Origin of the sequence: Sphingomonas arenae (assembly GCF_016924655.1) — a bacterium.
Classification (GTDB): Bacteria; Pseudomonadota; Alphaproteobacteria; order Sphingomonadales; family Sphingomonadaceae; genus Sphingomicrobium; species Sphingomicrobium arenae.
In genome coordinates this window covers 45636-70819 of the sequence record NZ_JAFFJU010000001.1, presented here as the reverse complement: position 1 = coordinate 70819, position 25184 = coordinate 45636, and the positions used below count along the sequence as shown (strand labels likewise).

General features: G+C 65.2%; 23 protein-coding genes and 1 tRNA gene. 6 read left to right on the top strand and 18 right to left on the bottom strand.

All coding sequences use genetic code 11. The features are described from left to right. Positions 1-46: 46 nt before the first annotated feature. Complete coding sequence (locus tag JT720_RS00355) at positions 47-1474, bottom strand: DUF2171 domain-containing protein (RefSeq protein WP_205478423.1); 1428 nt, start codon at positions 1472-1474, stop codon at positions 47-49. A gap of 196 nt (positions 1475-1670) precedes the next feature. Here JT720_RS00355 and JT720_RS00350 point away from each other — a divergent pair. Both JT720_RS00350 and JT720_RS00345 read left to right on the top strand, forming a co-directional pair. Then, positions 1671-1746 (top strand) — tRNA-Ala (locus tag JT720_RS00350). Positions 1747-1924: 178 nt separating this feature from the next. Next, on the top strand, positions 1925-3154 hold the full coding sequence (locus tag JT720_RS00345; protein ID WP_205478421.1) for an argininosuccinate synthase: 1230 nt from the start codon (positions 1925-1927) through the stop codon (positions 3152-3154). Here the strand turns inward: JT720_RS00345 and argH are convergent. Both argH and JT720_RS00335 read right to left on the bottom strand, forming a co-directional pair. After that, on the bottom strand, positions 3151-4518 hold the full coding sequence (argH, locus tag JT720_RS00340) for an argininosuccinate lyase (protein WP_205480084.1): 1368 nt from the start codon (positions 4516-4518) through the stop codon (positions 3151-3153). The two genes, JT720_RS00345 and argH, sit on opposite strands and share 4 nt — an antisense overlap. A 60-nt stretch (positions 4519-4578) precedes the next feature. Next, positions 4579-5016, bottom strand: a complete 438-nt coding sequence (locus JT720_RS00335) for a hypothetical protein (RefSeq protein WP_205478420.1) — start codon at positions 5014-5016, stop codon at positions 4579-4581. 113 nt (positions 5017-5129) lie between these two features. On the opposite strand from JT720_RS00335, the gene JT720_RS00330 reads away from it, so the two are divergent. After that, complete coding sequence (locus tag JT720_RS00330) at positions 5130-6029, top strand: iron-containing redox enzyme family protein (RefSeq protein WP_205478418.1); 900 nt, start codon at positions 5130-5132, stop codon at positions 6027-6029. A 19-nt stretch (positions 6030-6048) separates the two neighbouring features. Continuing rightward, a complete protein-coding gene (locus JT720_RS00325; protein WP_205478417.1) occupies positions 6049-6996 on the top strand; it encodes a methyltransferase in 948 nt (315 codons plus the stop codon). On the opposite strand, the gene JT720_RS00320 is transcribed toward JT720_RS00325, so the two are convergent. The 5 genes from JT720_RS00320 to truB form a co-directional block, all read right to left on the bottom strand. Then, positions 6993-7814 (bottom strand): universal stress protein, encoded by an 822-nt coding sequence (locus tag JT720_RS00320; RefSeq protein ID WP_205478415.1) that lies wholly within the window; start codon positions 7812-7814, stop codon positions 6993-6995. The genes JT720_RS00325 and JT720_RS00320 overlap by 4 nt on opposite strands. Continuing rightward, positions 7811-8824 (bottom strand): 2-hydroxyacid dehydrogenase, encoded by a 1014-nt coding sequence (locus tag JT720_RS00315; protein WP_205478414.1) that lies wholly within the window; start codon positions 8822-8824, stop codon positions 7811-7813. Before JT720_RS00315 ends, JT720_RS00320 begins: the two co-directional genes overlap by 4 nt. Positions 8825-8963: 139 nt before the next feature. Beyond that, positions 8964-11330 carry a polyribonucleotide nucleotidyltransferase gene (gene pnp, locus JT720_RS00310; protein WP_205478413.1) on the bottom strand — a complete coding sequence of 789 codons (2367 nt, stop codon included), beginning with the start codon at positions 11328-11330 and terminating at the stop codon, positions 8964-8966. Positions 11331-11490: 160 nt separating this feature from the next. Further along, a complete protein-coding gene (gene rpsO / locus JT720_RS00305) occupies positions 11491-11760 on the bottom strand; it encodes a 30S ribosomal protein S15 (protein ID WP_192587563.1) in 270 nt (89 codons plus the stop codon). A 17-nt stretch (positions 11761-11777) separates the two neighbouring features. Beyond that, positions 11778-12782 carry a tRNA pseudouridine(55) synthase TruB gene (gene truB / locus JT720_RS00300; RefSeq protein WP_205478411.1) on the bottom strand — a complete coding sequence of 335 codons (1005 nt, stop codon included), beginning with the start codon at positions 12780-12782 and terminating at the stop codon, positions 11778-11780. Between the two features lie 179 nt (positions 12783-12961). Between truB and JT720_RS00295 the strand changes: the two genes are divergently transcribed. Next, positions 12962-13831: a hypothetical protein gene (locus tag JT720_RS00295; protein WP_205478410.1), complete on the top strand. Its 870-nt coding sequence runs from the start codon at positions 12962-12964 to the stop codon at positions 13829-13831. On the opposite strand, the gene JT720_RS00290 is transcribed toward JT720_RS00295, so the two are convergent. Next, positions 13786-14439 carry a thymidine kinase gene (locus tag JT720_RS00290; RefSeq protein WP_205478409.1) on the bottom strand — a complete coding sequence of 218 codons (654 nt, stop codon included), beginning with the start codon at positions 14437-14439 and terminating at the stop codon, positions 13786-13788. The two genes, JT720_RS00295 and JT720_RS00290, sit on opposite strands and share 46 nt — an antisense overlap. A 48-nt stretch (positions 14440-14487) precedes the next feature. Next, positions 14488-15357, bottom strand: coding sequence for a LysR substrate-binding domain-containing protein (locus JT720_RS00285; RefSeq protein ID WP_205478408.1), 870 nt, complete (start codon positions 15355-15357; stop codon positions 14488-14490). A 97-nt stretch (positions 15358-15454) separates the two neighbouring features. Here JT720_RS00285 and JT720_RS00280 point away from each other — a divergent pair, with 97 nt between their 5' ends. After that, on the top strand, positions 15455-16939 hold the full coding sequence (locus tag JT720_RS00280; protein WP_205478407.1) for an NADP-dependent isocitrate dehydrogenase: 1485 nt from the start codon (positions 15455-15457) through the stop codon (positions 16937-16939). A gap of 7 nt (positions 16940-16946) precedes the next feature. On the opposite strand, the gene JT720_RS00275 is transcribed toward JT720_RS00280, so the two are convergent. The 8 genes from JT720_RS00275 to JT720_RS00240 all read right to left on the bottom strand — a co-directional run bounded on the left by JT720_RS00275 (position 16947) and on the right by JT720_RS00240 (position 25156). Beyond that, positions 16947-17480 (bottom strand): GNAT family N-acetyltransferase, encoded by a 534-nt coding sequence (locus JT720_RS00275; protein ID WP_205478405.1) that lies wholly within the window; start codon positions 17478-17480, stop codon positions 16947-16949. Next, entirely contained in the window at positions 17477-17869 is a 393-nt protein-coding gene (rbfA, locus tag JT720_RS00270; protein ID WP_205478403.1) for a 30S ribosome-binding factor RbfA, read from the bottom strand. Before rbfA ends, JT720_RS00275 begins: the two co-directional genes overlap by 4 nt. 131 nt (positions 17870-18000) lie before the next feature. Then, positions 18001-20544, bottom strand: a complete 2544-nt coding sequence (gene infB / locus JT720_RS00265; RefSeq protein ID WP_205478402.1) for a translation initiation factor IF-2 — start codon at positions 20542-20544, stop codon at positions 18001-18003. Next, positions 20541-21251, bottom strand: a complete 711-nt coding sequence (locus JT720_RS00260; protein ID WP_237219593.1) for a DUF448 domain-containing protein — start codon at positions 21249-21251, stop codon at positions 20541-20543. The genes infB and JT720_RS00260 overlap by 4 nt, the downstream gene beginning before the upstream one ends. 106 nt (positions 21252-21357) lie before the next feature. Beyond that, entirely contained in the window at positions 21358-22983 is a 1626-nt protein-coding gene (gene nusA, locus JT720_RS00255; RefSeq protein ID WP_205478399.1) for a transcription termination factor NusA, read from the bottom strand. Positions 22984-22988: 5 nt separating this feature from the next. Beyond that, positions 22989-23525, bottom strand: coding sequence for a ribosome maturation protein RimP (rimP, locus tag JT720_RS00250; protein ID WP_205478397.1), 537 nt, complete (start codon positions 23523-23525; stop codon positions 22989-22991). A 111-nt stretch (positions 23526-23636) separates the two neighbouring features. Further along, a complete protein-coding gene (locus tag JT720_RS00245; protein ID WP_237219592.1) occupies positions 23637-24131 on the bottom strand; it encodes an isoprenylcysteine carboxyl methyltransferase family protein in 495 nt (164 codons plus the stop codon). Beyond that, entirely contained in the window at positions 24128-25156 is a 1029-nt protein-coding gene (locus JT720_RS00240) for a type III polyketide synthase (RefSeq protein ID WP_237219591.1), read from the bottom strand. Before JT720_RS00240 ends, JT720_RS00245 begins: the two co-directional genes overlap by 4 nt. Positions 25157-25184 lie beyond the last annotated feature (28 nt).

The window sequence follows — 25184 nt, the reverse complement described above, 5'->3', positions numbered from 1 at the left end:
CCGGCCACCTTGCGGCAGCCGGGCCTTCCCGCTTCCTTGATGGAGCTTACTTCTTCTCGTCGTCGTACGTGCCGGAGAAGCTGCGGTCGAGCACGTGCGGGCCCTCGCCCTCGGGCCGATTGGTGGTTGTGGAACGCTCGTCCCGACGATCCTCATCCGACCGCCCGCCACCGAACAGGCCGCTGAAGATCCCGCCGCCGCCGCGATTGTCGCTGTCGCGATCCTCGCGCTCCTCGTGGAGCTGGCTGCGAATGCTGGCCGCCGTGCCGCTGAGGTAGACCTTGTCTTCGACGCGATCGAGCAGCGAACAGCTGAAGCTCCGGTGGACGCCGCCGGCAGACGGGTCGTTGCGAGTCAGGATGATCGTGTCTCCACGAACCTTATCGATCGTGCCGATATGCTCACCGGACTGATCGACCACTTCCATGTGCTCGCGTATGGCCTGGAGCATCTGGCGCTTGGTCTGCCGCTGCTGACGCCAGCCTGAGAATTCATTCTCGAACTTGCTCTGGTGCTCGCGGCGATAGTCGTCGTAATCGCGGTCGAGATCCTGGATCTGCCGCTGGCGCCACTGACTATAATGGTCGTCGACGCCCGATCCGCGGGAGCTCTGGCGCTGGCTGTCGCGATCGCCCCAGCCACCGTAATTGTAGGTCCGCTCGCCATACTCGCGATCACGGTCCTGGTCCTGGCTGAAGTCCTGCCGGCCATATTGAGAGCGGGCGAAGTCCTGGGACCCCATGCCGCTGCGGTACGTCTCACGACCGCCGCCGCCGCCCCGCCCGTAGTCGCCCGTCATTGGCCGATAGCCGTCGTCCCGTCCAGAAAAGCCGCGACCTCCGTCTTGGCTCTGGTCGCGATCGCGGTGGATGGACTGCCCGAGGGTCCCCGGATAGCCGCGATCCCGCTCGCGTCCGCCACTCCGCCCAAAGCCGCTCTCGCCGAAGCTGCCCTGCTCGTAGCCGCTGCGCCCGTACTCGCGCTGCTGGCGGCTCTGCTGGCGGTAATCGCGGTCATGGTCGTCGTCATGGCTGAACATGCCGCCGGGAGACCGGCCACTCTCGCGGCCGGACATTCCGCCGCGGCTCTGTTCGCGCCCGTACCGTTCCTCCTCGCGGCCGCGGCCCCAAGGCTCGTTGCGCGAGCCGAACATGCCCTGGTTGCGATCGGAGGGGCTATGATGCTCCTCGCGCCCACGGCTGTAGCGTTCATGGTCGGGATTGCGATCACCGCCGCGGCTCCAGTTCATGTTGTCCCGCCCGCGTGAGCGGTCGTCTTCCATCCGGCGATGGTGAGAGTCATCGTCGCCAAACCAGCTTGAGAACTCGTCACGCGCACGCTCGAAGAAACCGCGCTCGTCGCGATCATGGGGCCGCATCCCGCCACCGCCGTTCGGTCCTCCGCGCCAGTTGTGATCCTCGTCAGGCCTGCGGCCTCGATTGCCGCCGCGATCGTCATATCGGTCGTAAGCCATTCCCACTCCTCCATAGAAGTCGTCCGGGTGGGCGGGGGTAGAGCCCGTGGGACGTCAAAAGGAAACGAGCGGCTGGAGTGGTCTGTTCCGGTTCCGCAAGGCAAAGGGAGAGGCCGTCGAGGCGGATTGCAAGCAGCTTGGAGAAGCGCGTTGCAAGGGGCCAAAACCGCCGCTAAAGGGCCCGGACCGAAGGCGCGGGGCTGTAGCTCAGATGGGAGAGCGCTGCAATCGCACTGCAGAGGTCAGGGGTTCGATTCCCCTCAGCTCCACCAGCCGCGCCGGTTCATCGACATTGACCGCGGCTCTCCATTGATGAGGTCGCTTCCGTCGCATGTTTCGCCAATGTGTTGGGATGATCCTGCTCTCCTGGACTGAGATAAGCTTCAGGCCATCATCGTGTGTGAGGCAAGTGCGCGGTGCGCTCCAATGGCCTTGCAGGGGACCGATCGAATGAGCGGCAAGAAACTCAAGGTGGTCCTCGCTTACTCCGGCGGGCTCGATACTTCGATCATCCTCAAGTGGTTGCAGACGGAATATGACGCGGAGGTCATCACCTTCACGGCCGATTTGGGGCAGGAGGACGAGGTCGAGCCGGCGCGGCGCAAGGCCGAGATGCTGGGTGTCCGTCCGGAGAACATCTTCATCGAGGACCTGCGGGAGGAGTTCGTCCGGGACTTCGTGTTCCCGATGTTCCGCGCAAACACCGTCTATGAGGGTCAGTATCTGCTCGGCACCTCCATTGCCCGCCCGTTGATCGCCAAGCGGCAGATCGAAATCGCGCGGAAGCTTGGTGCCGACGCGGTCTGTCATGGCGCAACCGGCAAGGGAAACGACCAGGTTCGCTTTGAGCTCGGCTATTACGCGCTGGAGCCGAACATCCGGGTTATCGCGCCGTGGCGGGAGTGGCGGTTCGCCAGCCGCGAACAGCTGCTGCGGTTCGCGGAGGAGCACCAGATTCCGGTTACGAAAGACAAGCTTGGGGACGCGCCATTCTCCGTAGACGCCAACCTGCTGCACTCGTCTTCGGAGGGGAAGGTGCTGGAAGACCCGCGCCAGGAAGCTCCGGAGTTCGTGCACCAGCGGACGATCTCGCCGGAGGACGCGCCCGACCAGCCGACGCTGATCAGCATCGACTTCGAGAGGGGCGACCCGGTTGCAATTGACGCTCAGCGCCTGTCTCCGGCTTCGCTCCTGGAACGGCTCAATCAGCTCGGTCACGACAATGGCATCGGCCGTCTCGACCTGGTCGAGAACCGCTTCGTGGGAATGAAGTCGCGCGGGGTCTATGAAACGCCGGGAGGCACGATCCTGCTCGCAGCGCATCGGGGCATCGAGAGCATCACGCTGGACGGCGGTGCGATGCACCTCAAGGACGAACTGATGCCTCGCTATGCCACCCTCATCTACAACGGCTTCTGGTTCTCACCGGAGCGGGACATGCTGCAGGCGCTGATCGACCGTAGCCAGGAACATGTGACCGGGCGCGTGACGATGAAGCTGTACAAGGGGAACGCTACGGTGGTCGGCCGGGAGAGCGATCATTCGCTTTATGACGAGGACCTCGTCACCTTCGAGGAGGGCAGTGGCAGCTACGACCAGCGGGATGCAGCCGGCTTCATCCGGCTGAACGCCCTTCGACTGCGTATCTCGGCCGAGCGGGATCGCAAGCTCCGCGGCTAGTCGAGGCTCGCCCGCGCTGCCTCGATCTGCTCCCGCACGCGCTCGGGCGCGGTTCCGCCATAGCTGGTCCGGCTGCGCACCGAGGCTTCCACCGTCAGGACTTCGAACACGCGAGCGTCGATCCGAGGATCGATCTCCTGCAGCAACGACAGGGGGAGGTCGGCAAGATCGCAGGCCCGCTCCTCGGCTGCTTTGACCGCCTGTCCCGTGACGTGATGCGCCTCGCGGAAGGGCACGTCTGCCTCGCGCACCAACCAGTCGGCAAGGTCGGTAGCGGTCGAGAAGCCCCCCGCGGCAGCGGCGCGCATCCGCTTGGGATTGAACTGACAGGTCCCGAGCATCCCGGCCAGCGCCGCCAGGCTCAGCATCAGCAGGTCGTGAGCTTCGAAGACGGGCGCCTTGTCGTCCTGCATGTCCTTGGCATAGGCGAGCGGAAGTCCCTTCATCGTGACCATGAGCGATGTCATCGCGCCCATGATCCGGCCCGAATGGCCACGGACGAGCTCGGCGGCATCGGGATTGCGCTTCTGTGGCATGATTGACGAGCCGGTCGAGAAATCGTCGGACAGAATCAGGAACCCGAACGGTGGGCTGGCCCAGATGATCAGCTCCTCGGCGAGCCGGGACAGATGCAGGCTGCACTGAACGGCTGCCGACAGGTAATCGAGCGCGAAGTCGCGGTCCGACACGCTGTCCAGGCTGTTCGCGGTCGGGCGAGCAAAGCCGAGGGCGGAAGCCGTCTGATGCCGGTCGATCGGGAAGCCCGTCCCAGCCAAGGCGGCCGCTCCGAGCGGGCACTCGTCCATCCGCTCACGGGCCGCGAGGAAGCGGGAGCGGTCGCGGGTCAGCATCTCCAAGTAGGCGAGCAGGTGGTGCCCCAGCGTGACCGGCTGAGCGATCTGCAGGTGGGTGAAGCCTGGCATGATCGTTTCCGCATTCTCTTCGGCGACGTCGAGGAGAACGCGTCGCATGGCTTCGATCCCGCCGATCACCTCGGAGCAAGCCTCTCGCACCCATAGGCGGAAGTCAGTGGCGACCTGATCGTTGCGGGATCGAGCCGTGTGCAGGCGACCGGCGGCGGGTCCGATGATCTCAGCGAGCCGAGTTTCGATCGTCATGTGGATGTCCTCGAGCTCTAGCCGCTCGGGCACGCCGTCGCGCTCATATTCGGCGGCAATCTGGTCCAACCCGGCGAGGATGGCGCCTGCATCCGCCGTAGACAGGATGCCACAGTCGCGAAGCATGGCCGCGTGGGCCTTGGAGGCGCGAATGTCCTGGCGCCACAGTCGCTTATCGACCGAGATGGACGCGTTAATCTGCTGCATCAGCTTGGAAGGGCCTGCGCCGAAACGGCCGCCCCACACGCCGCTGCTCCGGGTGTTTTCGCTCATGCCTTGCGGCTTGCCATGCCGCCGACGGGCTGACTAGCGCTCCGCGCTTTTCCTCGCCGGGCAACGAAGAAGGAAATACTGCCGCTTGAGGTCGATGGCCTCACGCCGCATGCCCTCAAGCCGGCGCAGATCATCAAGCGCGCGCTGACGATCGTCGAGGGCTTGCTGCACCCGGGCAAGCTCTCGTTGCGCCTTCGCCAAGGCGTCCTTCCCCAGTGCTCTGTCGTCTGACCCGTCCGGAGCGTTCCGCCGCGCCGCAATTTCGGCGCGCTCCTGATTGATCCCCTGCTGCTCCTCGTAGGCGGCTGTGGCGGTGACGCTGCGCCGGCGCATCTCGTCCGTGAAGACCGGAAGCGCCGCCTCCCGATTGCAAGTCTCGATCGCGCCATCCAGCGCACGCATGTCGTCTGCGCTCATGAGCGCGGCGGCGGAAGTCAGAAGGACCAGCAGCATGACAGCGGCCAGTGTCATCTCCTGGCGCGCGTATCAACCGTCCAGGCGAACGCGCATTGGTCCAAAGCCCTATCGGAACAAAGCGCCCCACCGCCCGCTTGAACGGGCAAATGGTTAATAAGGCTCAATCCATGGCGACGAGATTTCGCGCGTCTCATCACGCGCGCTCACAATTCCTCAACGGTCCGTTCCAGCAATCGCTGGCTCATTGGAACCGACAGCGTCTCGCACCGGCTTTCCCGGACGAGGACGCGGTGGCGGCTATCGACCGGGACGCCCGCATGCTGCGGCTGGAACTTGGCTTCCTTGAAGAGCTTCGGGATGAAATTCGGCAGGAGGCGGAGGTTGTACCAACCACTCCGCGCGAGTTCATGGCCTGGTTCGAACATCTCGAGAAAGTCGGGCCGGGACAGCATGACAGCCTCTTCGAATGGATCGAGGAAGAGGCCACACTCGAGGAGCTCTGCTGGTACCTGACCCAGGAAGCCGCCGGCGAAGCGGGGTTCGATGACCTTGTGGCCATGACGCAGGTCCGCGTGCCGGAACGCGCCAAGCTGGAGCTCGCGCGCAACTACTGGGACGAGATGGGACGCGGCAATCCAAAGGGCATGCACGGTCCGATGCTGCACTTCGTGGTGGAGTCGCTCGGGCTCGACCCGCAGATCGAGACAACCGTCTGGGAAAGCCTCGCCCTCGCCAACACGATGACGGCCATGGCCACGAACCGGCGATTTGCCTGGCATTCGATCGGGGCCCTTGGAGTCGTCGAACTCACTGCGCCGGCGCGGTCCGCGGCAGTGAGCAAGGGCATGCGTCGGCTCGGCCTCGAAGCGAAGCAGCGCCGCTACTTCGACCTTCACGCCGTGCTCGACGTGAAGCATAGCGAAGAATGGAACAAGGAAGCGATCGAGCCGCTCGTTTCCGATCCGCGGGACGGCGCGCGCCGGGCGACCGCCATGGCGGAAGGCGCGCTGATGCGGCTCAAGGCCGGAGAGCGCTGCTTCGAACGCTATCGTCGCGAGCTCTGGTAAAGGGGCAGGGGGGGGGAACATGGACGACGGCACTTCGAGGGACGACCGCCACCAGGCGCTGGTTGCACTTCTAAAGACACTCGACGATGTCGGGTACAGCTTCACGGCAATCACGCCGGCCAGCCACGCGCGCATCCTGGGTCGGCGTGGGAACGAGCCCGCACGGGATCTTCGTGACGTGTTCGGGTGGAGCCTTCCATTCAAGCCTGACCTTCTGCCGGAGCCAATTCACCGTTGCCTGCAGGAAGCCGAGCTACTGGAAGAGGACGGCGGGCTGTGCCGCAGCCGCGTGCGGGTCGCGGAGCTGGGCGGCCGGTTGTTCCTCCACTCCGCCTTTCCGACCACCGAAGATAACTCGGTGTTCTTTGGCCCCGATACCTATCGGTTCGTGCGCTTCCTCGAGCAGACGCTCGACGGCCGTGCTGTCCGGCAGCTGGTCGACATGGGCGCCGGCAGTGGGGTCGGCGGCGTGAGCGCTTCTGCCCTGGTGGAAGCCGAGCAGGTCACGCTGGTCGACACCAATCCCCTCGCCAACGTCTTCGCCGCCGCCAACGCGGAAATAGCGGGCGTTGACCTGAGCATTGTAGCCGCCCGCAGTCTCGAGTCGGTCGAAGGTCCAATCGACTGCGTGATCGCGAATCCACCGTTCATCATCGACGATCTTGGTCGCACCTATCGGGACGGGGGGCATGCACTTGGCACCGCGGTCGCTGCGCGATGGGCCCGCGAGGCCATGCAGCGGCTTGAGGTGGGAGGAACCCTGCTACTCTACACGGGCTCTCCCGTTGTCGGAGGCGACGACTTGCTGTTGCAGACCTTGTCCGCAGACGCAGACGAGTTCGACTGCACGCTCCGCTACGAAGAGATCGATCCGGATATCTTCGGGGAAGAGCTGGAAAAGCCCGCCTACGCGGACGCGGGTGTGGAGCGTATTGCAGCAGTCGGAGCGCTCGTCACGCGTAGCTAGTGCGTCGTGAGCAGCGCCACGGGCGATGACGACAGCAACGTCCGAGTCACGCCGCCGAAGAGATACTCACCGATGCGGCTGTGGCTGTAGCTTCCGAGCACGAGCGTGGATGCGCCGAACTCGTGCACCTCGCCTAGAAGTGCGGTTGCAACCATGTCCTGCTGCATGGCGGTGCAGCGAAGCTCTGCATGGATCCCGTGCCGGCTGAGGAACTCGACCAGCCTCGTGCTCGGGAAGCTGTCCGGCTTCTCCGCCTGCTCATCAACCGTGATCACCCGCACGTCCGAAGCCTTGGCCAGAAGGCTCAGGGACGCACGCACGGCATTGGCCGCTTCGTAACTGCCGTCCCAGGCGATCAGCACGGGTCCGCACGGGTCATAGGGCACCGTCCCGTCGCCGGGGATCAGAAGCGGCGTTCGCGAGCGGTGCAGGAGATCGCCGAGGAGCGCGAGTCCCGCCTGATAGTGGCGGTGGTCCGAGGAGCTCCGTCCCGTCACGATGATGTCCGTCAGTGCCGCATGGCTGATCACCGAATTGGCCACATGGCCGGTCACATGAGCATAATCCCAGCTCACGTCCTCATGCGACAGCGCAGTCTCGAACAATTGCCTCAGCTCATTCTCTCGCTGGGCGATCGCGCCGAGGACGTCGGACATCACGAAGACTCCGCCGAAGCTGTCGAACGCCACATAGGCTTCGATCGGCGTGACCTGCAGGCAGGAGAGGTGGGCGTTGCAGCAGCGGGCAATCGAAAGGGCCGCCTGGAGAGGGGCTTTGAGGCTGGATTCCTCCTGCACGTGAAGGAGAATGGTCTTCATGCTTCAATCTCCGAAGCTGGATATGGCAGCGCGGAGTATAGGGCCCGCCCGGTCGCGGCGAATTGATCTAGGTTCGCGATGGTCACTTCGGCGATGCGGGTCATGGCCTCGTGCGTGAAGAAGCCCTGGTGTCCGGTGATGAGCACGTTCGGGAAGGTCAGCAGCCGGGCGAACAGGTCGTCGGCGAGTGTCTGGTCCGAGCGATCCTCGAAGAACAGGCTGGCCTCTTCCTCATAGACGTCGATACCGAGACCGCCGAGCTTTTCCTGTTTCAAGGCGGCGATGACGGCCCGCGTGTCCAGCACTGCACCCCGGCTCGTGTTGATCAGGATTGCTCCTGGCTTCATTCGTTCGATGGCCCGATCATCGATCATATGGCGAGTAGTCGGCGTTAGTGGACAGTGCAGCGTCACCACGTCGGACCGGGCGAGTAAGTCTGGCAGCGCAACCATGGGCACTCCGAGCGCGATCGCTTCGGCGGACGGGTCGGGATCCGAGCCAAGCACGGCCATTCCGAAGCCATGCCCGATGCGGGCCGTTGCGGTTCCGATTTCCCCGAGACCTACAACGCCGAGCGTCTTGCCCTGGAGGTTGAAGCCCATGAGCCCTTCCAAGGAAAAATTGCACTCACGAACGCGATTGTAGGCGCGGTGGATCTTTCGATTGAGGGCGAGCAGCAGCGCGAAGCCATGTTCCGCCACGGCCGCAGGCGAGTAGGAGGGGACTCGCGCAACCTCGATGCCAGCGGCTCGAGCAGCCGCCAAGTCCACGTTGTTGAATCCGGAGCAACGCAAGGCGATCAGCCGCACTCCCAGACCTGCCAGGATCTCGATGGCCGCCGCGTCGGCTCGGTCATTCACGAATAGGCAGATGGCGTCCGAGCCTGCGGCGAGGACGGCGGTGCCGGTGTCCAGGGCAGGCTCGAGATAAATGAATTGATGGCCGCTCGTGTTTGCCGCCTCGAGGAACTCTCGATCATAACGCTTCGCACTGAACACAGCGACACGCATGCAATCACCTCCGGCGGGACACTCTTACCAGCCAGGACGAAGAGCGTCAGGAGTTCCCGGGCCTTATCGGCTGCAATCCAAAAAAGAAGGCCCCGCAGTCTCCTGCAGGGCCTTCTGGCTCTTGATGCAAAGCAGCGACTTAGTCGTCGTTGTTGCCGCCGGTCAGGAACGCGGGTGCGAACTCGGGCGCAGGGCCGTTGTCGTCACGATCGCTGCGCTCGCGGCGCGGACCGCGATCACCGCGATCACCGCGGGGTCCACGATCACCACCGTCACGACGGGGACCGCGGTCGCGGTCTCCGCCGCCCCGACGACGATCGCCGTCCCGGCCGCCGCGGTCTCCGCGGTCTCCGCGATCACCGCGCGGACCCCGATCCTCGCGGGGAGGACGGGTGTCCTCCAGCTCGGCGCCGGTTTCCTGATCGACGACGCGCATCGACAGGCGGACCTTGCCGCGCTGGTCGACTTCGAGAAGCTTGACCTTGACCTCCTGGCCTTCGGACAGGACGTCCCGGACGTTCTCGACCCGCTCGTTCTTGATTTCGGACACGTGCACCAGCCCGTCCTTGCCGGGCATGAAGGTGACGAACGCGCCGAAGTCGACGATGCTGGCGACCTTGCCGGTGTAAATTGTGCCGACTTCCGGCTCCGCGACGATGCCGCGGATCCAGTTGCGGGCAGCCTCGATCTGCGACAGGTCCGACGAGCTGATCTTGATCACGCCCTCGTCGTCGATGTCGACCTTGGCGCCGGTCGTCGCGACGATCTCGCGGATGACCTTGCCACCCGTGCCGATCACTTCGCGGATCTTGTCCTTGGGGATCGACATGGTCTCGATGCGAGGCGCGTGAGCCGAAAGCTCACCACGCGTCGAGGAAAGGGCCTTCGCCATTTCGCCGAGGATGTGCGCGCGGCCGTCCTTCGCCTGAGCGAGGGCGACCTTCATGATCTCCTCGGTGATGCCCGCGACCTTGATGTCCATCTGCAGCGCAGTGACGCCATTCTCGGTGCCGGCGACCTTGAAGTCCATGTCGCCGAGGTGATCCTCGTCGCCAAGGATGTCGCTGATGACCGCGAAGTCATTGCCTTCCAGGATCAGGCCCATGGCGATGCCCGCTACCGGAGCCTTCAGCGGAACGCCGGCATCCATCATGGCCAGCGAGCCGCCGCATACGGTCGCCATCGACGAGGAGCCGTTGCTCTCCGTGATGTCGGACAGGACGCGGATCGTGTAGGGGAATTCCTCCACGCTCGGCAGCATCGGGTGCAGCGCACGCCATGCCAGCTTGCCGTGTCCAACCTCGCGGCGGCCCGGCGCGCCGAAACGGCCCACTTCACCGACCGAGTAAGGCGGGAAGTTATAGTGCAGCATGAAGCGCTGGTAGGAGAGCCCTTCCAGGCCGTCGATCATCTGCTCGGCGTCCTTGGTGCCGAGCGTCGTGGTCACGATCGCCTGCGTCTCGCCACGGGTGAACAGCGCGGAGCCATGGGTGCGCGGCAGGAAGCCTACCATGGATTCGATCGGGCGCACCGTCTTGGTGTCGCGGCCGTCGATGCGGCGGCCTTCCTTCAGGATCGCACCACGGACGACGTCCGCTTCCAGCTTCTTCACCAGCTTCAGCGTGGCGAGATACTGGGCCGGATCGGACTCCTCGAGATCCTTGAAGGCTTCGCGGGCCTTGGCCCGGGCCTCGTTGATCGCAGTCTGGCGCTCCTGCTTGCTGGTCAGCTTGTAGGCGGCTTCCAGATCCGCGCCGATGACGTCGCGGAGCTTCGCGAGAGTGGCCGACTTGTCGTCGATCAGGTTCAGCTCCCAGGGCTCCTTGGCGGCCTGCTCGGCGAGCTGGATGATCGCGTCGCAGACCTTCTGGCTGGCCCGGTGCGCGAACATGACGGCGCCGAGCATCTGCTCTTCCGTCAGTTCCTTCGCCTCGGATTCCACCATCATCACGGCGTTCGGAGTGCCGGCGACAACCAGGTCGAGCGCGCTCTCCTTGATCTGCTCCGGCGACGGGTTGAGCACATACTCACCGTCGATGAAGCCGACTCGGGCTGCGCCGATCGGACCCATGAAGGGAACGCCCGAGATGGTGAGGGCGGCCGAAGCAGCGATCATCGCCACGATGTCCGGCTCGTTCTCGCCGTCGTAGGACATGACGTGCGCGATCACGAGGACCTCGTTGTAGAAGCCCTCCGGGAACAGCGGGCGGATCGGGCGGTCGATCAGGCGGGAGACCAGCGTCTCCTTCTCGGTCGCGCCACGCTCACGCTTGAAGAAGCCACCCGGAATACGGCCGGCGGCCGAGAACTTTTCCTGGTAGTGGACGGTGAGCGGGAAGAAATCCTGGCCCGGCTTCACGTTCTTGGCGGCGGTCACGGCGCAGAGCACGACGGTTTCGCCGAGGGTGGCAAGGACGGCTCCGTCCGCCTGACGGGCGATGCGCCCGGTTTCGAGCTTCAGCGTCTTGCCGCCGAGATCGATTTCTACAGTCTTGATGTCAAACATACTTGTTCCTTCACCCGGCGGGCGGATCCCGGCGGGGCAGCTAGTTCGCGGGCTGTCCGGCTCGCGGGCGGTCGGGGCACTTGGTCTGGCCCCATGAGCACCTCGCCGGATTGCGGGATGCCCGGATAGTCAAAGGGCGCCGCGAGGGCGCCCTTCGGTGTTACTTGCGGAGACCCAGCTTCGCGATGAGCGCGGTGTAGGCCGGGGTGTCCTTGCGCTTCAGATAGTCCAGCAGCGAGCGCCGCTTGTTCACCATCATCAGCAGACCACGGCGGGAATGGTTGTCCTTCGCGTGGGTCTTGAAGTGCTCGGTCAGCGTGTTGATGCGGTCGGTGAGGATCGCGATCTGGACCTCGGGCGAACCGGTGTCCTTGGCGTCACGGGCATGCTCCTGGATGAGCGCCTGCTTGCGCTCTGCAGTAATCGACATCGTTCCACTCCTTGTTTCTAGATGTTGAACCCGCGGACGACCTTGCAGACGCCTTCCGAGACCTCCACCAGAGCCACGGGACGACCAGCGTCGGTGGCAAGGTAGGGACCCGGGCTTACGGGTAAGCCGAACAGGACCTGGCCGTGTTGGAGCCTCCGGCACTGTTCGGGATCGATGGGGAGGGCCGGGATGTCGTCCAGCCCCGCGATGAGCGGGAGTACCGCCCCATCAAGCCGCCGCGACTTAGCGGCTTCGTTCAGAAAGTCCAGCGAAATCGCTTGTTCGAGGGTGAATGGTCCGGCCTTGGTGCGCCGCAGCATGGTGACGTGGCCGACCGTGCCGAGGACCCAGGCAATGTCTCGCGCAAGAGACCGGATGTATGTGCCTTTGCTGACGGTCGCTGAGAGGGTCACATCACTAAGGCCGTTCGCCTCGAGCGAAGTCGAGAGGCCTTGCGGAGCGGAGCCGAGGCCTTCCTCGCCCTCGCTCGAATTGGGTCCGCGACTTCGCCCGGACTGAACGGAAAGGGAATGCACGACGATCCTGCGGCTCTTCAGCGCCACGTCCTCGCCTGCCCGAGCGAGGTCGTATGCCCTTCGCCCATCCACCTTCAGCGCAGAATAGGCGGGCGGCATCTGTTCGATCTCACCCGTGAACTGCGGCAACACGCCCAGGACCTGCTCCATCGAAGGCCGCACGTCGCTGCGCGCGATGACCTCACTCTCAGCGTCCAGCGTGCTGGTTTCCTCGCCGAAGCGAATGGTGAAGTCGTAGGCTTTGGTGGCGTCCAGCATCCGTCCGCACAGTTTGGTTGCCTCGCCAAGGGCAATGGGAAGGACTCCGCTTGCCAGCGGATCAAGGGTCCCGCCATGTCCGACCTTGGTCTTGGATAGGCCCGCTTCCCTCACGGCCCGCTTGACGGCGCCGACCGCCTGCGTGGACCCGAGGCCGACCGGCTTGTCCAGGATGATCCAGCCGCTCAGCGGTAGCGAGCCATGGACGAGCGGGGATCCGGAAGTCATAAGCGCGCCGATAGGACCGCTAAGCCGGCTGGCAAAGGAAAAGCGTTGCTGAACATCGTGGACCTTGCTGGGAGGGCGCCGTCCTGATCCGCGTCACGGTTCCTCCGCTGCTCCTGCGGCTCACCACGCGAGAGTATATTCCGCTGGCGCTGTGGCTCGCGACCTGGGCGCTGCTCGGATTGCACCTGGGTCATGCCGACGCGGTTCGGCTGCTCGCGGCCAACGCGTTCCTCACCGCCGCGCGCTCGATCGCAACCATGGAAGCGATGCAGGTGCTCGCCGGGCATACTGGCAGCCCGAAGGCGGTTCGGCGCGCATCCAAGCGACTGGCATGGCGGATCGACCTGACGTCCCTTGCCGGCACCGCGGCCCTCCTTGCTCTGCTCGCCGCCTTCCTCTGGTGGCGAGACATGGCGGCGGCCGCGCTGATGGTCGGGCTGGTCAGCATCGGGCTGCCGGCCCGCCACCCCGGCTCCCTGCTGATCGCCTGGAAGGATCGGACCGTCGCGTGGAAGATGGGTGCCGCCATCACCGGCCTGGCCGCTGCTGCCCTGGTCTATCTGTTGGGAGGAGGGATCGTCGGAGCCGCCCTGGCGCTTGCTGCACGCGAGTGGGGCGGCCTGGCGGCAACAGCGCTGTTCGCGCCCCGCCGCACCCCGCGAGATCCACTGCCAGAGGAGCCGCTTACCTTCGCCGACTTCGCGAGCCGGACCGAAGCGAGCAGCCGGCGGCGGTTGACATATCGCATCGGCAAGAGCGCGCTGGTCGCGATGTTCGGTCCCTTCGGCAACATCATCGCGCGAACCGGAAGAGGGGCCCACCTGGACCGGAGGATCGCGCGCTTCGTGCCCCGCCATCGTGGCAGCATGGCCCTGCTCGCGCTCGGCACGGTGGTTGGCGCTGTGATGCTTTTGCTGGTCACCACCGAACCCGCCGCACTTCTCGGCGCGGCAGCCCTGGCTCGGATCGGCGCGTCGGCGGGCAGTGCCCTCCTGTGGTGGAACTATGCGCGGTCGTCGGTCGGCGAAGAGGACGATGACGACGAGTAGGGCAGGTCGAGACTGAGCTGCCGGGCCTCGCTCTCTCGTAGCCGGGCGAAGAAGTGGCGACGGCACAAGGCGATGTAGCGATCGTTGCCGCCGATCTCCGTCTGCTCGCCGGAAGTGACGGCGTGTCCTTCTTCATCGACCCGTAGGTTCATCGTCGCCTTGCGACCGCATTCGCAGACCGCCTTCAGTTCCACCAGCACGTCGGCGAGCGCCAGCAATGCGGCACTTCCGGGGAACAGCTCCCCCTGGAAGTCGGTCCGCAGGCCGTAGCAGAGCACCGGCAGGTCTCCATCGTCGCACAGGCGGCATAGCTGCAGGACTTGCTCGCGGGTCAGGAACTGCGCCTCGTCGACTAGCACGCAATGCAGGTCGCGCTTGGCCGCTTCTTCGCCCACAGCGCTGAGCAGGTTGGTGTCCGCATGGTAGGCATGCGCATTGGCGCCGATCTCGAGCCGGGACGCGATCCGGCCGTAGCCCGACCGCTCGTCATGAGCGGCGGTCCACAGCATGGTCTGCATGCCGCGCTCCCGATAGTTGAAGTCCGCCTGCAGCAGCGTGGTCGATTTTCCCGCGTTCATCGCGGCGTAGTAGAAGTAGAGCTTGGCCAACGCGTCCCCCGAAGCGCTGTCTTAGACGGCGGGTGCGTTACCGAGCAATCACCGGCCGTGCTCCAGGTCCCGCACGATGTACTCGCGCAGGCGCTGAGCGGGCGCGGAAAGGGTGGCTGCCGCAATCAAGGCCATCTCGGTGTCGGCAAGGTTTGGCAGGCCGTTATCCCCCTCGTTCAGGATGACGAGATCGTGGGGAACCATGTCGAGCGGGAGTACGGCAATGCCGAGACCCGCCCGGAGCGCCGCATGGTTCCCGGAGAGCGACTGGCAGGAATAAGCGATACGCCACGGCCGCCCGATCGCATCGAGCGCGGAGGTCGCACGCTTGCGGTGCAGGCACGGACGCGGCGAGCAGATGAGGGGAAGCGGCTCGTCGCCCACCGCCGCGTCATGGTGGGCCGCGACCCATACCAATGGCTCGCGCCAGACGCGCGTGCCCTGGTCGGGGCCGGACGGTTCACGCTTGATCAGCGCCAGATCCAAGCCGCCCCCGTGAAACCGGTCGAGCAGCTCGAGGGTCAGCTCGCAGGTGACCTCCAGCGCGACCCGGGGGAAGGTGCGCGTGAAGCTGGCAAGGATCGCTGGCAGCCGGGTGGTTGCGAAATCCTCCGGAGCGCCGAGCCGGACCATCCCGGCCATTTCCGGCTCGCGTGCCCGCGCGGCGAGCTCCTCGTTCAGCGCCAGGATGCGGCGGGCGCTCTCCAGGATAGCCTCGCCTTCTCCGGTCAGGCTGAGGTGACGGGGACCACGGTCCAGCAGGCGCGCACCCAGCCGCTCTTCGAGACGCTTCACCTGCAGCGATATCGCGGATTGCCCACGCAGCAGCCGCTGCGCTGCGGCCGAGAAGCCGCCCGTATCAACAACCGTCACAAACGCGCGAAGCAGCTCGGAATCGATCGTCGGGGTGCCAGGCATTATTGCGCTCCGCAATGACTGGCATCAAAACTATCAAATTCTAGTATGCACGTCGATGCTCCATAAGGCCTCTGAAGTTGAGATCAGGAGCGACCACATGACCCTCGAGAATCTGTCGTTCACCCGCCAATCCACCCAACAGCTCACCGCCGTGCCGGTCAGTGTGGCCTACGGCGATGGGATCGGTCCGGAAATCATGGAGGCAAGCCTGCGAGTCCTGGCGGCGGCGGGTGCCCGCCTCGACATCGAGGAGGTCTCGCTGGGCGAGCAGGTCTACCTCGCGGGGCACGGCGCCGGGATCCCGCCGGAAAGCTGGGACAGCCTGAGGCGCACCAAGGTCTTCTACAAGGCACCGATCACGACCCCGCAGGGGGGCGGGTTCAAGAGTCTCAACGTCACGGTTCGCAAGAGCCTGGGACTGTTCGCCAACGTCCGGCCCTGCCGCGGCCTGGCTCCTGCGATTGCGACCAAGCATCCCGACATGGATCTCGTGATCATCCGGGAGAATGAAGAGGACCTCTACGCCGGTATCGAGCATCGCCAGACTGACGATGTCTATCAATGCCTCAAACTGATCACCCGACCCGGCTGCGAGAAGATCGTTCGATACGCCTTCGACTACGCCCGCGCGCACGGCCGCCGGAAGGTCAGCTGCTTCACCAAGGACAACATCATGAAGCTGACGGATGGCCTGTTCCATCGCGTCTTCGATGAGGTCCGGACCGAGTATCCGGAGATCGAAAGCGACCACTGGATTGTCGACATCGGTGCGGCGCGTCTCGCGACCGTTCCCGAGCAGTTCGACGTTGTGGTCATGCCTAACCTCTACGGCGACATCCTGTCCGACGTTGCGCTTGAACTCACCGGATCCGTCGGGCTCGGTGCAAGCAGCAACATCGGCGCGCATGGCGCCATGTTCGAGGCGATCCACGGCTCCGCACCAACACTTGCGGGACAGGACAAGGCCAACCCGACGGGTCTGCTCATCGCTGGCGCCATGATGCTGGACCACGTCGGGCAGGGCGACGTTGCCGCCCGGGTTCGCAATGCCTGGTTGCGGACGCTGGAGGACGGCGTTCACACCGCGGATGTTCACGGGGAGGCGAGCGTGGGCCCTGCGGTGGGCACCCGCGCCTTTGCCGACGCGGTCATTGCTCGCCTCGGTGAGGAACCCCGCCGCTTCAAGCCGGTCCGAGCGTCTAGCGCAGTCGTTCCGGTGTATGCGCCCAAGCCTGCGCCAAAGGCGGACAAGCAGATGGTGGGCGTCGATGTCTTCGTCCACTTCGATGGAACGACCGACGCGCTTGTGCAGCGAGTGGAAGCGGCTGCTGGCAATCCGCTGCTGCGCTTGCAGATGATCACCAATCGGGGGGTCAAGGTCTGGCCGAACGGCTTGCCGGAAACCTCTTGCACGGACCACTGGCGCTGCCGCTTCATCTGCAGGGAGGGCGCGTGCTTCAATCGTGTGATGATGCTCGAGCTACTTCGGCACCTGCACTATGCGGGGGTCGACTTCGTCAAGACGGAGGGGCTGTATACCTTCGACGGCGAACCGGGATTCAGCCTGGGGCAGGGGCAGTAGCCTCGGATCAGACCGGCCATTCGTCCTTGAGGATTGCGAACAGTACCGTATCCCGGACATGACCGGTCCACGTGATCCGGTCCGCGCGCATGACGCCTTCACGCACGGCACCAAGCTTCTTCATTGCGGCTTGCGAACGAAGGTTGCGCTTGTCCACGCGGAACTCCACCCGCCGGAATCCCGCTTCGAATGCCCGCGCCAACATCATATCCTTGGCCCGGCGATTGAAACCGCTGCCGCGCAAGCTTGGGCGGTAATAGGTACCGCCGATTTCCAGCACTCCCCGGGCTTCGTCTATGCCTAAGAAACTGGACATACCCGCTAGTTCCTCACCCTCGAACAGCACGAACACGCAGTTCGCGGGGCCGGCTGCAAGCTTGTCGATGCTCGTGTCGAAATGGTCCGGGTCGAAGGGTGTCGAGTAGATCGCCCAGATCTCGCCATCCTCGGCGCACGCGGCCTTGAGACCGGCCCGATGCTCTTCCGTGAAGGGGACAGCCCGGCAGCCGTCACCTGTCATCGCATCGCAGAGCGCCGTCATTCCTCGCCGAGGTCCTGCGCGACCTTAGGGCTGCGCAGGATGGAGTCGATGTGCGTTCCCTCGTCAAAGCTTTCGTCCGCGATGAACTTCAGCCTGGCCGCGTACTTCATGCGAACCCGAGTTGCGACTTCCCGCTGGAGGTAGGCGGTATTGGTCCGCAGAGCCTTGAGCACGACCTCTTCGTCCTGCCCGAGTAGCGGCTTCACGAACACGGTAGCGTGGCGCAGGTCGGGGGACATACGTACTTCGGTGACGCTGACGAGGTGGCTCTGCAGCGTCTCATCATGCACGTCTCCGCGCTGCAGGATCTCGCTCAGCACGTGGCGCACCTGCTCGCCCACCCGCAGCAGGCGGACGGAGCGGCCTTCCTGACTTTCCTGTTTCCTCATCTCGCTCTCCGCGCCAGCGGCGCGGGAGTGGATCCCGCGCATTCGTTACTGTCGCTCCGCGCGGGCCGTTCGCTGCCACCTGTGACGCGCGTAAGCCGCACTCGCTGTGCTCCGTTCAGCTTACGCTCGATTCACAGCGTGCGGGCGCGTTCCTCCACCTCGAACACCTCGAGGCTGTCGCCCGGCTTGATGTCGTTGGTGTCGGCCAGCAGCACGCCGCATTCCAGACCTGCCACGACCTGCGCAACGTCGTCCTTGAAACGACGAAGGGAGGCAATCGTCGTCTTGGACACGATGACATCCTGACGAGTGAGGCGGGCATTGAGGCCCTTACGGATGACGCCCTCCAGCACCAGCAGACCCGCGGCCTTGTCCTTCTTCCCGGCGGGGAACACCTCGCGAACCTCGGCGCGGCCAACGACAGTCTCGATGATCTCCGGACCCAGCTCTCCAGCCATGGCGCCCTTGGCCCAGTCGGTCAGGTGATAGATGACGTCATAGTAGCGCAGCTCGACCTTGTTGCGCTCCGCCACCTCGCGGGCCTTGGCGTTCGGACGGACGTTGAAGCCGATGATCGGCGCGCCCGTGGAGCTGGCCAGCGTGACATCGCTCTCCGTGATCGCGCCCACGCCCGAGTGAAGGATGCGAACCTTGATCTCGTCGGTGGACAGCCGATTCAACGCGTTGACGATCGCCTCGGTCGAACCCTGCACGTCGGCCTTGACCACAAGCGGGAACTCGATGGTTGTCGAGGCGCGGTTGGCGAACATGTTCTCGAGGCTGAGCGGCGCGGCCGTCGTGCGCTTCCGGTCCAGTACGCCCTGGCGATAGGCCGCGACCTCGCGCGCACGGGCTTCGTTTTCGACAACGCTGAGCTGATCGCCGGCTGACGGTACGGACGCGAGGCCAAGAACCTCGACCGGCATCGACGGACCGGCCTCCTTCACCTGGCGGCCATGATCGTCGATCATCGCCCGGACCTTGCCACTCGCGGCGCCGACCACGAACACGTCCCCGACCCGCAGCGTTCCGCGCTGCACGAGCACGGTTGCGAGCGGACCGCGGCCCTTGTCGAGCTTGGCCTCGATCACCGTACCCTCTGCCGCACGTTCCGGATTGGCCTTGAGTTCCAGGATCTCGGCCTGCAGGGCAATGGCGTCCAGCAATCCGTCGAGGTTGGTTCCCTTCAGCGCCGACACTTCAACGTCCTGCACGTCGCCGCCGAGTTGCTCGACCACGATCTCGTGTTGCAGCAATTCCTCGCGAACCCGCTGCGGCTTGGCCTCGGGCTTGTCGATCTTGTTGATCGCAACGATCATCGGCACGCCCGCAGCCTTGGTGTGATTGATCGCCTCGATCGTCTGCGGGCGCAATCCGTCGTCCGCAGCGACCACAAGAACGACAATATCGGTAACATTTGCGCCGCGAGCGCGCATTTCGGTGAAAGCTTCGTGGCCTGGTGTGTCGAGGAACGTGACTCTGTCGCCCGATGGCACCTTCACCTGGTAGGCGCCGATGTGCTGGGTGATGCCACCGGCCTCACCCGAAACCACATTCGCACCGCGGATCGCGTCGAGCAGCGACGTCTTGCCATGGTCGACGTGACCCATGATGGTCACGACGGGAGGACGGGGCTTCAAGCTCTCAGGCGCATCCACGTCGATGGTCGTGTCTATATCGACATCGCTCTCGCTCACGCGCTTGATGTTGTGGCCGAATTCGGTGACCAGCAGCTCGGCGGTGTCCTGGTCGATCGTCTGGTTGACCGTGACCATGACGCCCATCTTGAAGAGCGCCTTGACGAGATCGGCAGCCTTCTCCGCCATGCGGTTGGCGAGCTCACCCACCGTAATGCTCTCTGGCACCACCACGTCGCGCACCTGCTTCTCACGCGGGCCGCTCATCTGGTGAGCGCGCTTCTCCTTCTCGCGGGCGCGCTTCAGCGCGGCGAGGGAACGGGCGCGGCTGCCCTCGTCATCCGATAGAGCGCGAGTGACGGTGAGCTTGCCGGAGTGACGGCGGTCGTCCCCGCGTCCACGGGCCGGACGGGCCGGTTCGGGCCTGCGCGGCGGAGCGGCGGGCTCCGGTCGACGCACGGGCGTGAACTGCTGCCCCGAGGGTCGCGCGGACGTGGGCGCAGCGGCGGGCGCGGGTTCAGCCGGTTGTTCGGTCGGACGAGCATCTACCGCCGCTTCCTCGGCAGCGCGCTGACGAGCCTCTTCCTCGGCCCTCCGTGCGGCCTCTTCTTCGGCGCGGCGATTGTCCTCCGCGCGGCGGCGCTCTTCCTCCGACTGGTTCTGCTTGGCCTGCTCCTCGCGGCGGCGCGCTTCCTCGAGCGAAGCCATGCGCGCTTCCTCAGCCTCGCGCAGCAGTCGAGCCTGCATCTCCTTGCGAGCGGTGATGTCGTCCACCGGACGGCGCGCGGGAGCCGCCGCCGGACGTGCGGGAGCGGCAGCCGGTGCGGGCGTGGGCGCTGCAGCCGCGGGAGCTGCCGCCTCGGCTTGGGCCGGCGCCTCGCCAGGCTTGCCGAGGATGCGGCGCTTCTTGACCTCGACCACGACCGTGTTCGAGCGCCCATGGCTGAAGCTCTGCTTGACCTTGCCGGTCTCGACCGTGCGCTTGATGCCCAGCGGTGGCCGGGTGCCCAGCTTCGGCTTGTCGGTCTGGTCGCTCATTCTGTTCCTTCGTTCGTCAAGTCAGCCGAGCCGGTGGCCAGGGCAGCGTCGCCGCCCTCTAGCCCACGTCCCACTCCAATGAAAGCGCGCCACCGTGACAGCGCGTGCAAGACACGCGCTGCGGCGGCTGGGTCGATCAGCGCGACATGTACCACATTCTCGCGCCCGAGTGCCATGGACAAGATGGTGCGTTCGACCGGAATTTCCAGCCCGCGCGAGAGGCCACGCTCTTCCGCGCCGCCCACTCGCCAAGCCTGGTCCAGCCTCCTGCGACCGTCCAAACCCGCATCGGCGGCGTGAAGCAGCAGGCGCACCTTGCCCATGCGTGCAGCCTGTTCAACCCGGTCAGCCCCGTTGATCAGGTTGCCGGAGCGGGCTTCCATGCCGAGCCGATCAAGGACTGCCTGCCGAAGAGCGGCTTCGATCTTCTCGCCGAGGTCGGAAGGGACGGTCAGTTCCCCGGTCTTGAACGCCCGCGAGAGCGCGCCTTTGAGCTTGCCCTTGACGATGGCGGAGTCGAGCTCCGGCCGGGGAACGCCGATCCAGGCTCCGCGGCCGGGCGCCTTGGCACGCACGTCGGGGAGCACCTGGCCGTCCGGACCCAGTGCGAGGCGGATGAGCTCATCACGGGAGCCCGTCCGTCGCGACAGGACGCAGGTGCGCTCAGGTGTCTGGGCATTTCCACCACCCGATCGCGTAGAGCGCAATCGAGATGCGTCAAAGACCGGAGCCGAGACATGTGCCTCGGCTTCATTCGGCTGTGGTCCTCGACTGCGCTCGGACCGAACGGCCTTGGGTGGCCTTACCGACGGATCATTGCGAGGATTCCGCATCGGCGGCCTCCTCGGTCTGGGGCTCGTCCTCGAACCAATGGGCACGCGCGGCCATGATGATCTCGTTGCCCTGCTCTTCGGTGAGGCCGTATTCGGCAAGGATGCCGCCCTTGTCCTCGGTCCGCTGCGGCGCATTCTCTGCCCGACGGCGCGGCTCGGGCCGCTTCTTCTGGATGAGCTCGTCGGTGGCGAGGTCCGCAAGGTCGTCCAACGTGCGGACGCCGGCCTTGCCGAGCGTGACCAGCATCGCTTCGGTCAGGTGCGGCAGCTCGGCCAGCGCATCATCGACACCCAGCGCCCGGCGCTCCTCGCGCGAGGCGGCCTCGCGCCGCTCCAGTGCTTCGCCAGCGCGGCTCTGCAGCTCGGAGGCAATGTCCTCATCGAGCCCCTCGATCGAGGCAATCTCGTCCGCATCGACGTAAGCAACTTCCTCCAGGCTGGTGAAGCCCTCGGCGACCAGCAGCTGCGCCAGCGTCTCGTCCACGTCCAGCTCGTTCTGGAACATCTCGGACCGCTCGATGAACTCGCGCTGCCGTTTCTCGCTGGCGTCAGCCTCGGTCAGGATGTCGATCTGCGAGTTGGTGAGCTGCGAGGCGAGGCGCACGTTCTGGCCGCGACGGCCGATCGCGAGCGACAGCTGGTCATCGGGAACCACCACCTCGATCCGGCTCTCTTCCTCGTCAATCACCACGCGGCTGACCGTCGCCGGCTGAAGCGCGTTGACCACGAAGGTCGCCGTGTCCTCGCTCCAGGGAATGATGTCGATCTTCTCGCCCTGCAGTTCCTGCACGACTGCCTGCACGCGGCTGCCCTTCATGCCGACGCAGGCGCCGACCGGGTCGATCGAGCTGTCGCGACTGATCACGCCGATCTTCGCGCGGCTGCCCGGGTCGCGGGCGGCGGCCTTGATCTCGATGATGCCGTCGTAGATTTCCGGCACTTCCTGCGCGAACAGCTTCTTCATGAAATCAGGGGCAGCGCGCGACAGGAAGATCTGCGGCCCGCGGGTCTCGCGAGCAACCCGCAGGATGAGCGACCGGACACGGTCGCCGACGCGGACCATCTCGCGCGGAATCTGCTGGTCGCGGCGGATGACTCCCTCGGCCCGGCCCAGGTCGACCACCACGTGCCCAAACTCGACGCGCTTGACGACACCGGTGATGACCTCTCCGACGCGGTCCTTGAATTCCTCGTACTGCCGCTCGCGCTCGGCATCGCGGACCTTCTGAAAGATGACCTGCTTGGCAGCCTGTGCCGCGATGCGGCCGAATTCGATCGGGGGCAGGGGGTCGACGATGAAGTCACCGACCGAGGCGCCGGGCTGCAGCTTCTGCGCGCCCTTTACGTCGACCTGCTTGAAATAGTCCTCAACCTCTTCGACCACCTCGAGCACGCGCCACAGCCGGAGGTCGCCGGTGGTTCCGTCGAGCTTGGCGCGGATGTCGTTCTCGGCACCATAGCGGGCGCGGGCGGCGCGCTGGATGGCGTCCTCCATCGCCTCAATTACGATGCCCCGATCGATCAGCTTCTCGCGGGCAACGCTGTCGGCAATGGCGAGCAGCTCGGCCTTGTTGGCGGTCGGTGCTGCGGGCGCGGCAGTGGCCATTTCAGTCAGTCCTCTACAGTCAGGATGGAATCGGCGCCTTCGGTGCTGATCGGCGCGGTGGCGTGGATGAGCTTGTCGGTCAACAGGAGCTTGGCCGACTGGATTGCGGAATAGGGGATCTCACGGACGCCCTTCGGCGAGGCGATGCGCACGGTATCGCCCTCTATGCCGGCGATGGTGCCGGACACCTGCTTGGCGCCCTCAACCTCGTGAGCGAGCTTGAGACGCGCCTCGTGGCCGGTCCAGTCGGCATAATCCTGTCGCCTCGTCAGAGGCCGGTCGATGCCGGGCGAAGAGACTTCCAGCCGATAGCCGCCCTGGATCGGATCCTCGCCCTCTGACTCCAGCCGATCGAGCAAGTCGGACAAGCGACGGGACAGGGCTTCACAATCGGTGAGGTCTAGTTGGCGCGTGTCCGGCCGTTCGGCCATGACCTGCAGCGTCGGGTCCGACTTGCCGCCGATCATCGCCACGCGCACGAGATCGTAGCCGAGGGCCTTTGCCTCGGTCTCGATCATCTGTGTGAGCGCGGTCAGGTCCATGGGCCCTCATTCGAAACGTCCAAGCCCCCTCGTGCCGCCCGGAAGTCCGAAGCAGCCTCGCCAGCATCAGCGATGTGAGGAGGAACCGTGCATATAGGCCAGTGGCCAGCATCACGCAACCGCGCGCAAAGCCTCGTTCTCGGCGCGAATGCGGATGAATAGCACGACCGCATTCAGCAGACTGAAGACGAGCGCCACCTGCCACAGCCCGAAGACGAGCGGCAGCACGGCGATCTCTCCGATCACCACAAGGTAATTGGGGTGGCTTACGAAGCGGAATGGCCCGCCCTTCACCAGCGGCGCGCCGGGCAGCACGATGATCCGCGTCGTCCAGCGCGGCCCAAGAGTTCTCAGCACCCAGACGCGCCCGAGCTGCAGCAAGATGAATAGGAGCAGGAAGGCCCAGTGGATCGGACGACCGGGCGCCAGCCAGAACAGAGTTCCCAACCACATTGCATGCACTGCGACAATCAAGGGATAGTGCCCAGGCGCATGCTCCCGGGCTCCCAGTGACAGAAGCCGGCGCGTGTTCTGCCGAGCGAGCACGAGCTCGGACAAGCGTTGCAGCGTGACAAAGGCGAGAATGGCAATCGGTGGCCACATCATGCGGAGCGCTCCAGCAGCAGGGTCGCGCAGGTGAACCCCGGCCCGAAAGCCGTCATCAGCGTGCGCTCCGGCGCCCCTCGTGCAAGCAGCCGCTCCAGCACGAACAGCACGGTCGGAGCGCTCATGTTGCCGAAGTCGCGCAACACCTCGCGCTCAAGATCGAGGCTACCTGATCCCAGGTCCATTGCGGTTTCGATAGCCTCGACGACCTTCGCACCGCCTGGATGCGAGCACAAACGGCCAATGTCTGAACGTCGGATCCCATAGCTCTCCAGCATCCCGTCAAGCGCGCTTGCGAGTTGTTCCGTGACGAAGGGCGGGATGGCTCGATCGAATACCACCGCAAAGCCTGGATCCTCGACGCGCCAGCCCATGATGCCCAGCGTGTCTGGCCAGAGTTTCTCGGCCGCATCGACGATGGTGCCAATGCCCTCACCGTCCCCTCCGACCACAGCCGATGCGGCTCCGTCTCCGAACAGCGCGGTAGCCACAAGGGCGGCTGGATCGTCGCTGTCGAGCCGGATGGAGATGGAGCAGGTCTCCACGCAGACGAACAGCCACCGGCTTCCGGGTTCGGACCCCGCGAGGCGGGCCGCCGTTGCGAGTCCCGTCACGCCACCCGCGCATCCCAGTCCGAACAGGGGAACCCGCTGGACATCGTCCCTCAAGCCGAGCTTGCCACTGCACCGCGCCTCCAGGCTTGGCGTCGCGATGCCGGTCGTCGAGACCGAAACCACGCCGTCAATCTCCGCGGGGTCGCAGCCGGCGGCGGCAATCGCCTTCTCGGCGACTTCGATGAACAAGGCCTCGGAAGCTTGCAGATACAGCTGGTTGCGGGACTCCCATCCATGGTCCTCCGCGTACCATTCCACCGGAGCGACAATGGCCCGGCGATCGATGCCCGCGTTGTCGAACACACCCGCCAGCCGGTCGAATAACGGCTTGCGGCGGAAGAACTGGCGGGCCGTGGCCTTGGCGTCCGCTTGAGTAACGGCATAAGGCGGTATTGCGGTTGCGAGGCTCAAAAGTGGAACAGGACGCAAGGAAAATCTT

Bases quoted from the DNA above. Each gene is read 5' to 3' on its own strand.
- JT720_RS00355 (WP_205478423.1), bottom strand. From the start codon at position 1,474: ATGGCTTACGACCGATATGACGATCGCGGCGGCAATCGAGGCCGCAGG.
- JT720_RS00345 (WP_205478421.1), top strand. From the start codon at position 1,925: ATGAGCGGCAAGAAACTCAAGGTGGTCCTCGCTTACTCCGGCGGGCTC.
- JT720_RS00335 (WP_205478420.1), bottom strand. From the start codon at position 5,016: ATGACACTGGCCGCTGTCATGCTGCTGGTCCTTCTGACTTCCGCCGCC.
- JT720_RS00330 (WP_205478418.1), top strand. From the start codon at position 5,130: ATGGCGACGAGATTTCGCGCGTCTCATCACGCGCGCTCACAATTCCTC.
- JT720_RS00325 (WP_205478417.1), top strand. From the start codon at position 6,049: ATGGACGACGGCACTTCGAGGGACGACCGCCACCAGGCGCTGGTTGCA.
- JT720_RS00320 (WP_205478415.1), bottom strand. From the start codon at position 7,814: ATGAAGACCATTCTCCTTCACGTGCAGGAGGAATCCAGCCTCAAAGCC.
- JT720_RS00315 (WP_205478414.1), bottom strand. From the start codon at position 8,824: ATGCGTGTCGCTGTGTTCAGTGCGAAGCGTTATGATCGAGAGTTCCTC.
- pnp (WP_205478413.1), bottom strand. From the start codon at position 11,330: ATGTTTGACATCAAGACTGTAGAAATCGATCTCGGCGGCAAGACGCTG.
- rpsO (WP_192587563.1), bottom strand. From the start codon at position 11,760: ATGTCGATTACTGCAGAGCGCAAGCAGGCGCTCATCCAGGAGCATGCC.
- truB (WP_205478411.1), bottom strand. From the start codon at position 12,782: ATGACTTCCGGATCCCCGCTCGTCCATGGCTCGCTACCGCTGAGCGGC.
- JT720_RS00285 (WP_205478408.1), bottom strand. From the start codon at position 15,357: ATGCCTGGCACCCCGACGATCGATTCCGAGCTGCTTCGCGCGTTTGTG.
- JT720_RS00280 (WP_205478407.1), top strand. From the start codon at position 15,455: ATGACCCTCGAGAATCTGTCGTTCACCCGCCAATCCACCCAACAGCTC.
- JT720_RS00275 (WP_205478405.1), bottom strand. From the start codon at position 17,480: ATGACGGCGCTCTGCGATGCGATGACAGGTGACGGCTGCCGGGCTGTC.
- rbfA (WP_205478403.1), bottom strand. From the start codon at position 17,869: ATGAGGAAACAGGAAAGTCAGGAAGGCCGCTCCGTCCGCCTGCTGCGG.
- infB (WP_205478402.1), bottom strand. From the start codon at position 20,544: ATGAGCGACCAGACCGACAAGCCGAAGCTGGGCACCCGGCCACCGCTG.
- nusA (WP_205478399.1), bottom strand. From the start codon at position 22,983: ATGGCCACTGCCGCGCCCGCAGCACCGACCGCCAACAAGGCCGAGCTG.
- rimP (WP_205478397.1), bottom strand. From the start codon at position 23,525: ATGGACCTGACCGCGCTCACACAGATGATCGAGACCGAGGCAAAGGCC.
- JT720_RS00245 (WP_237219592.1), bottom strand. From the start codon at position 24,131: ATGATGTGGCCACCGATTGCCATTCTCGCCTTTGTCACGCTGCAACGC.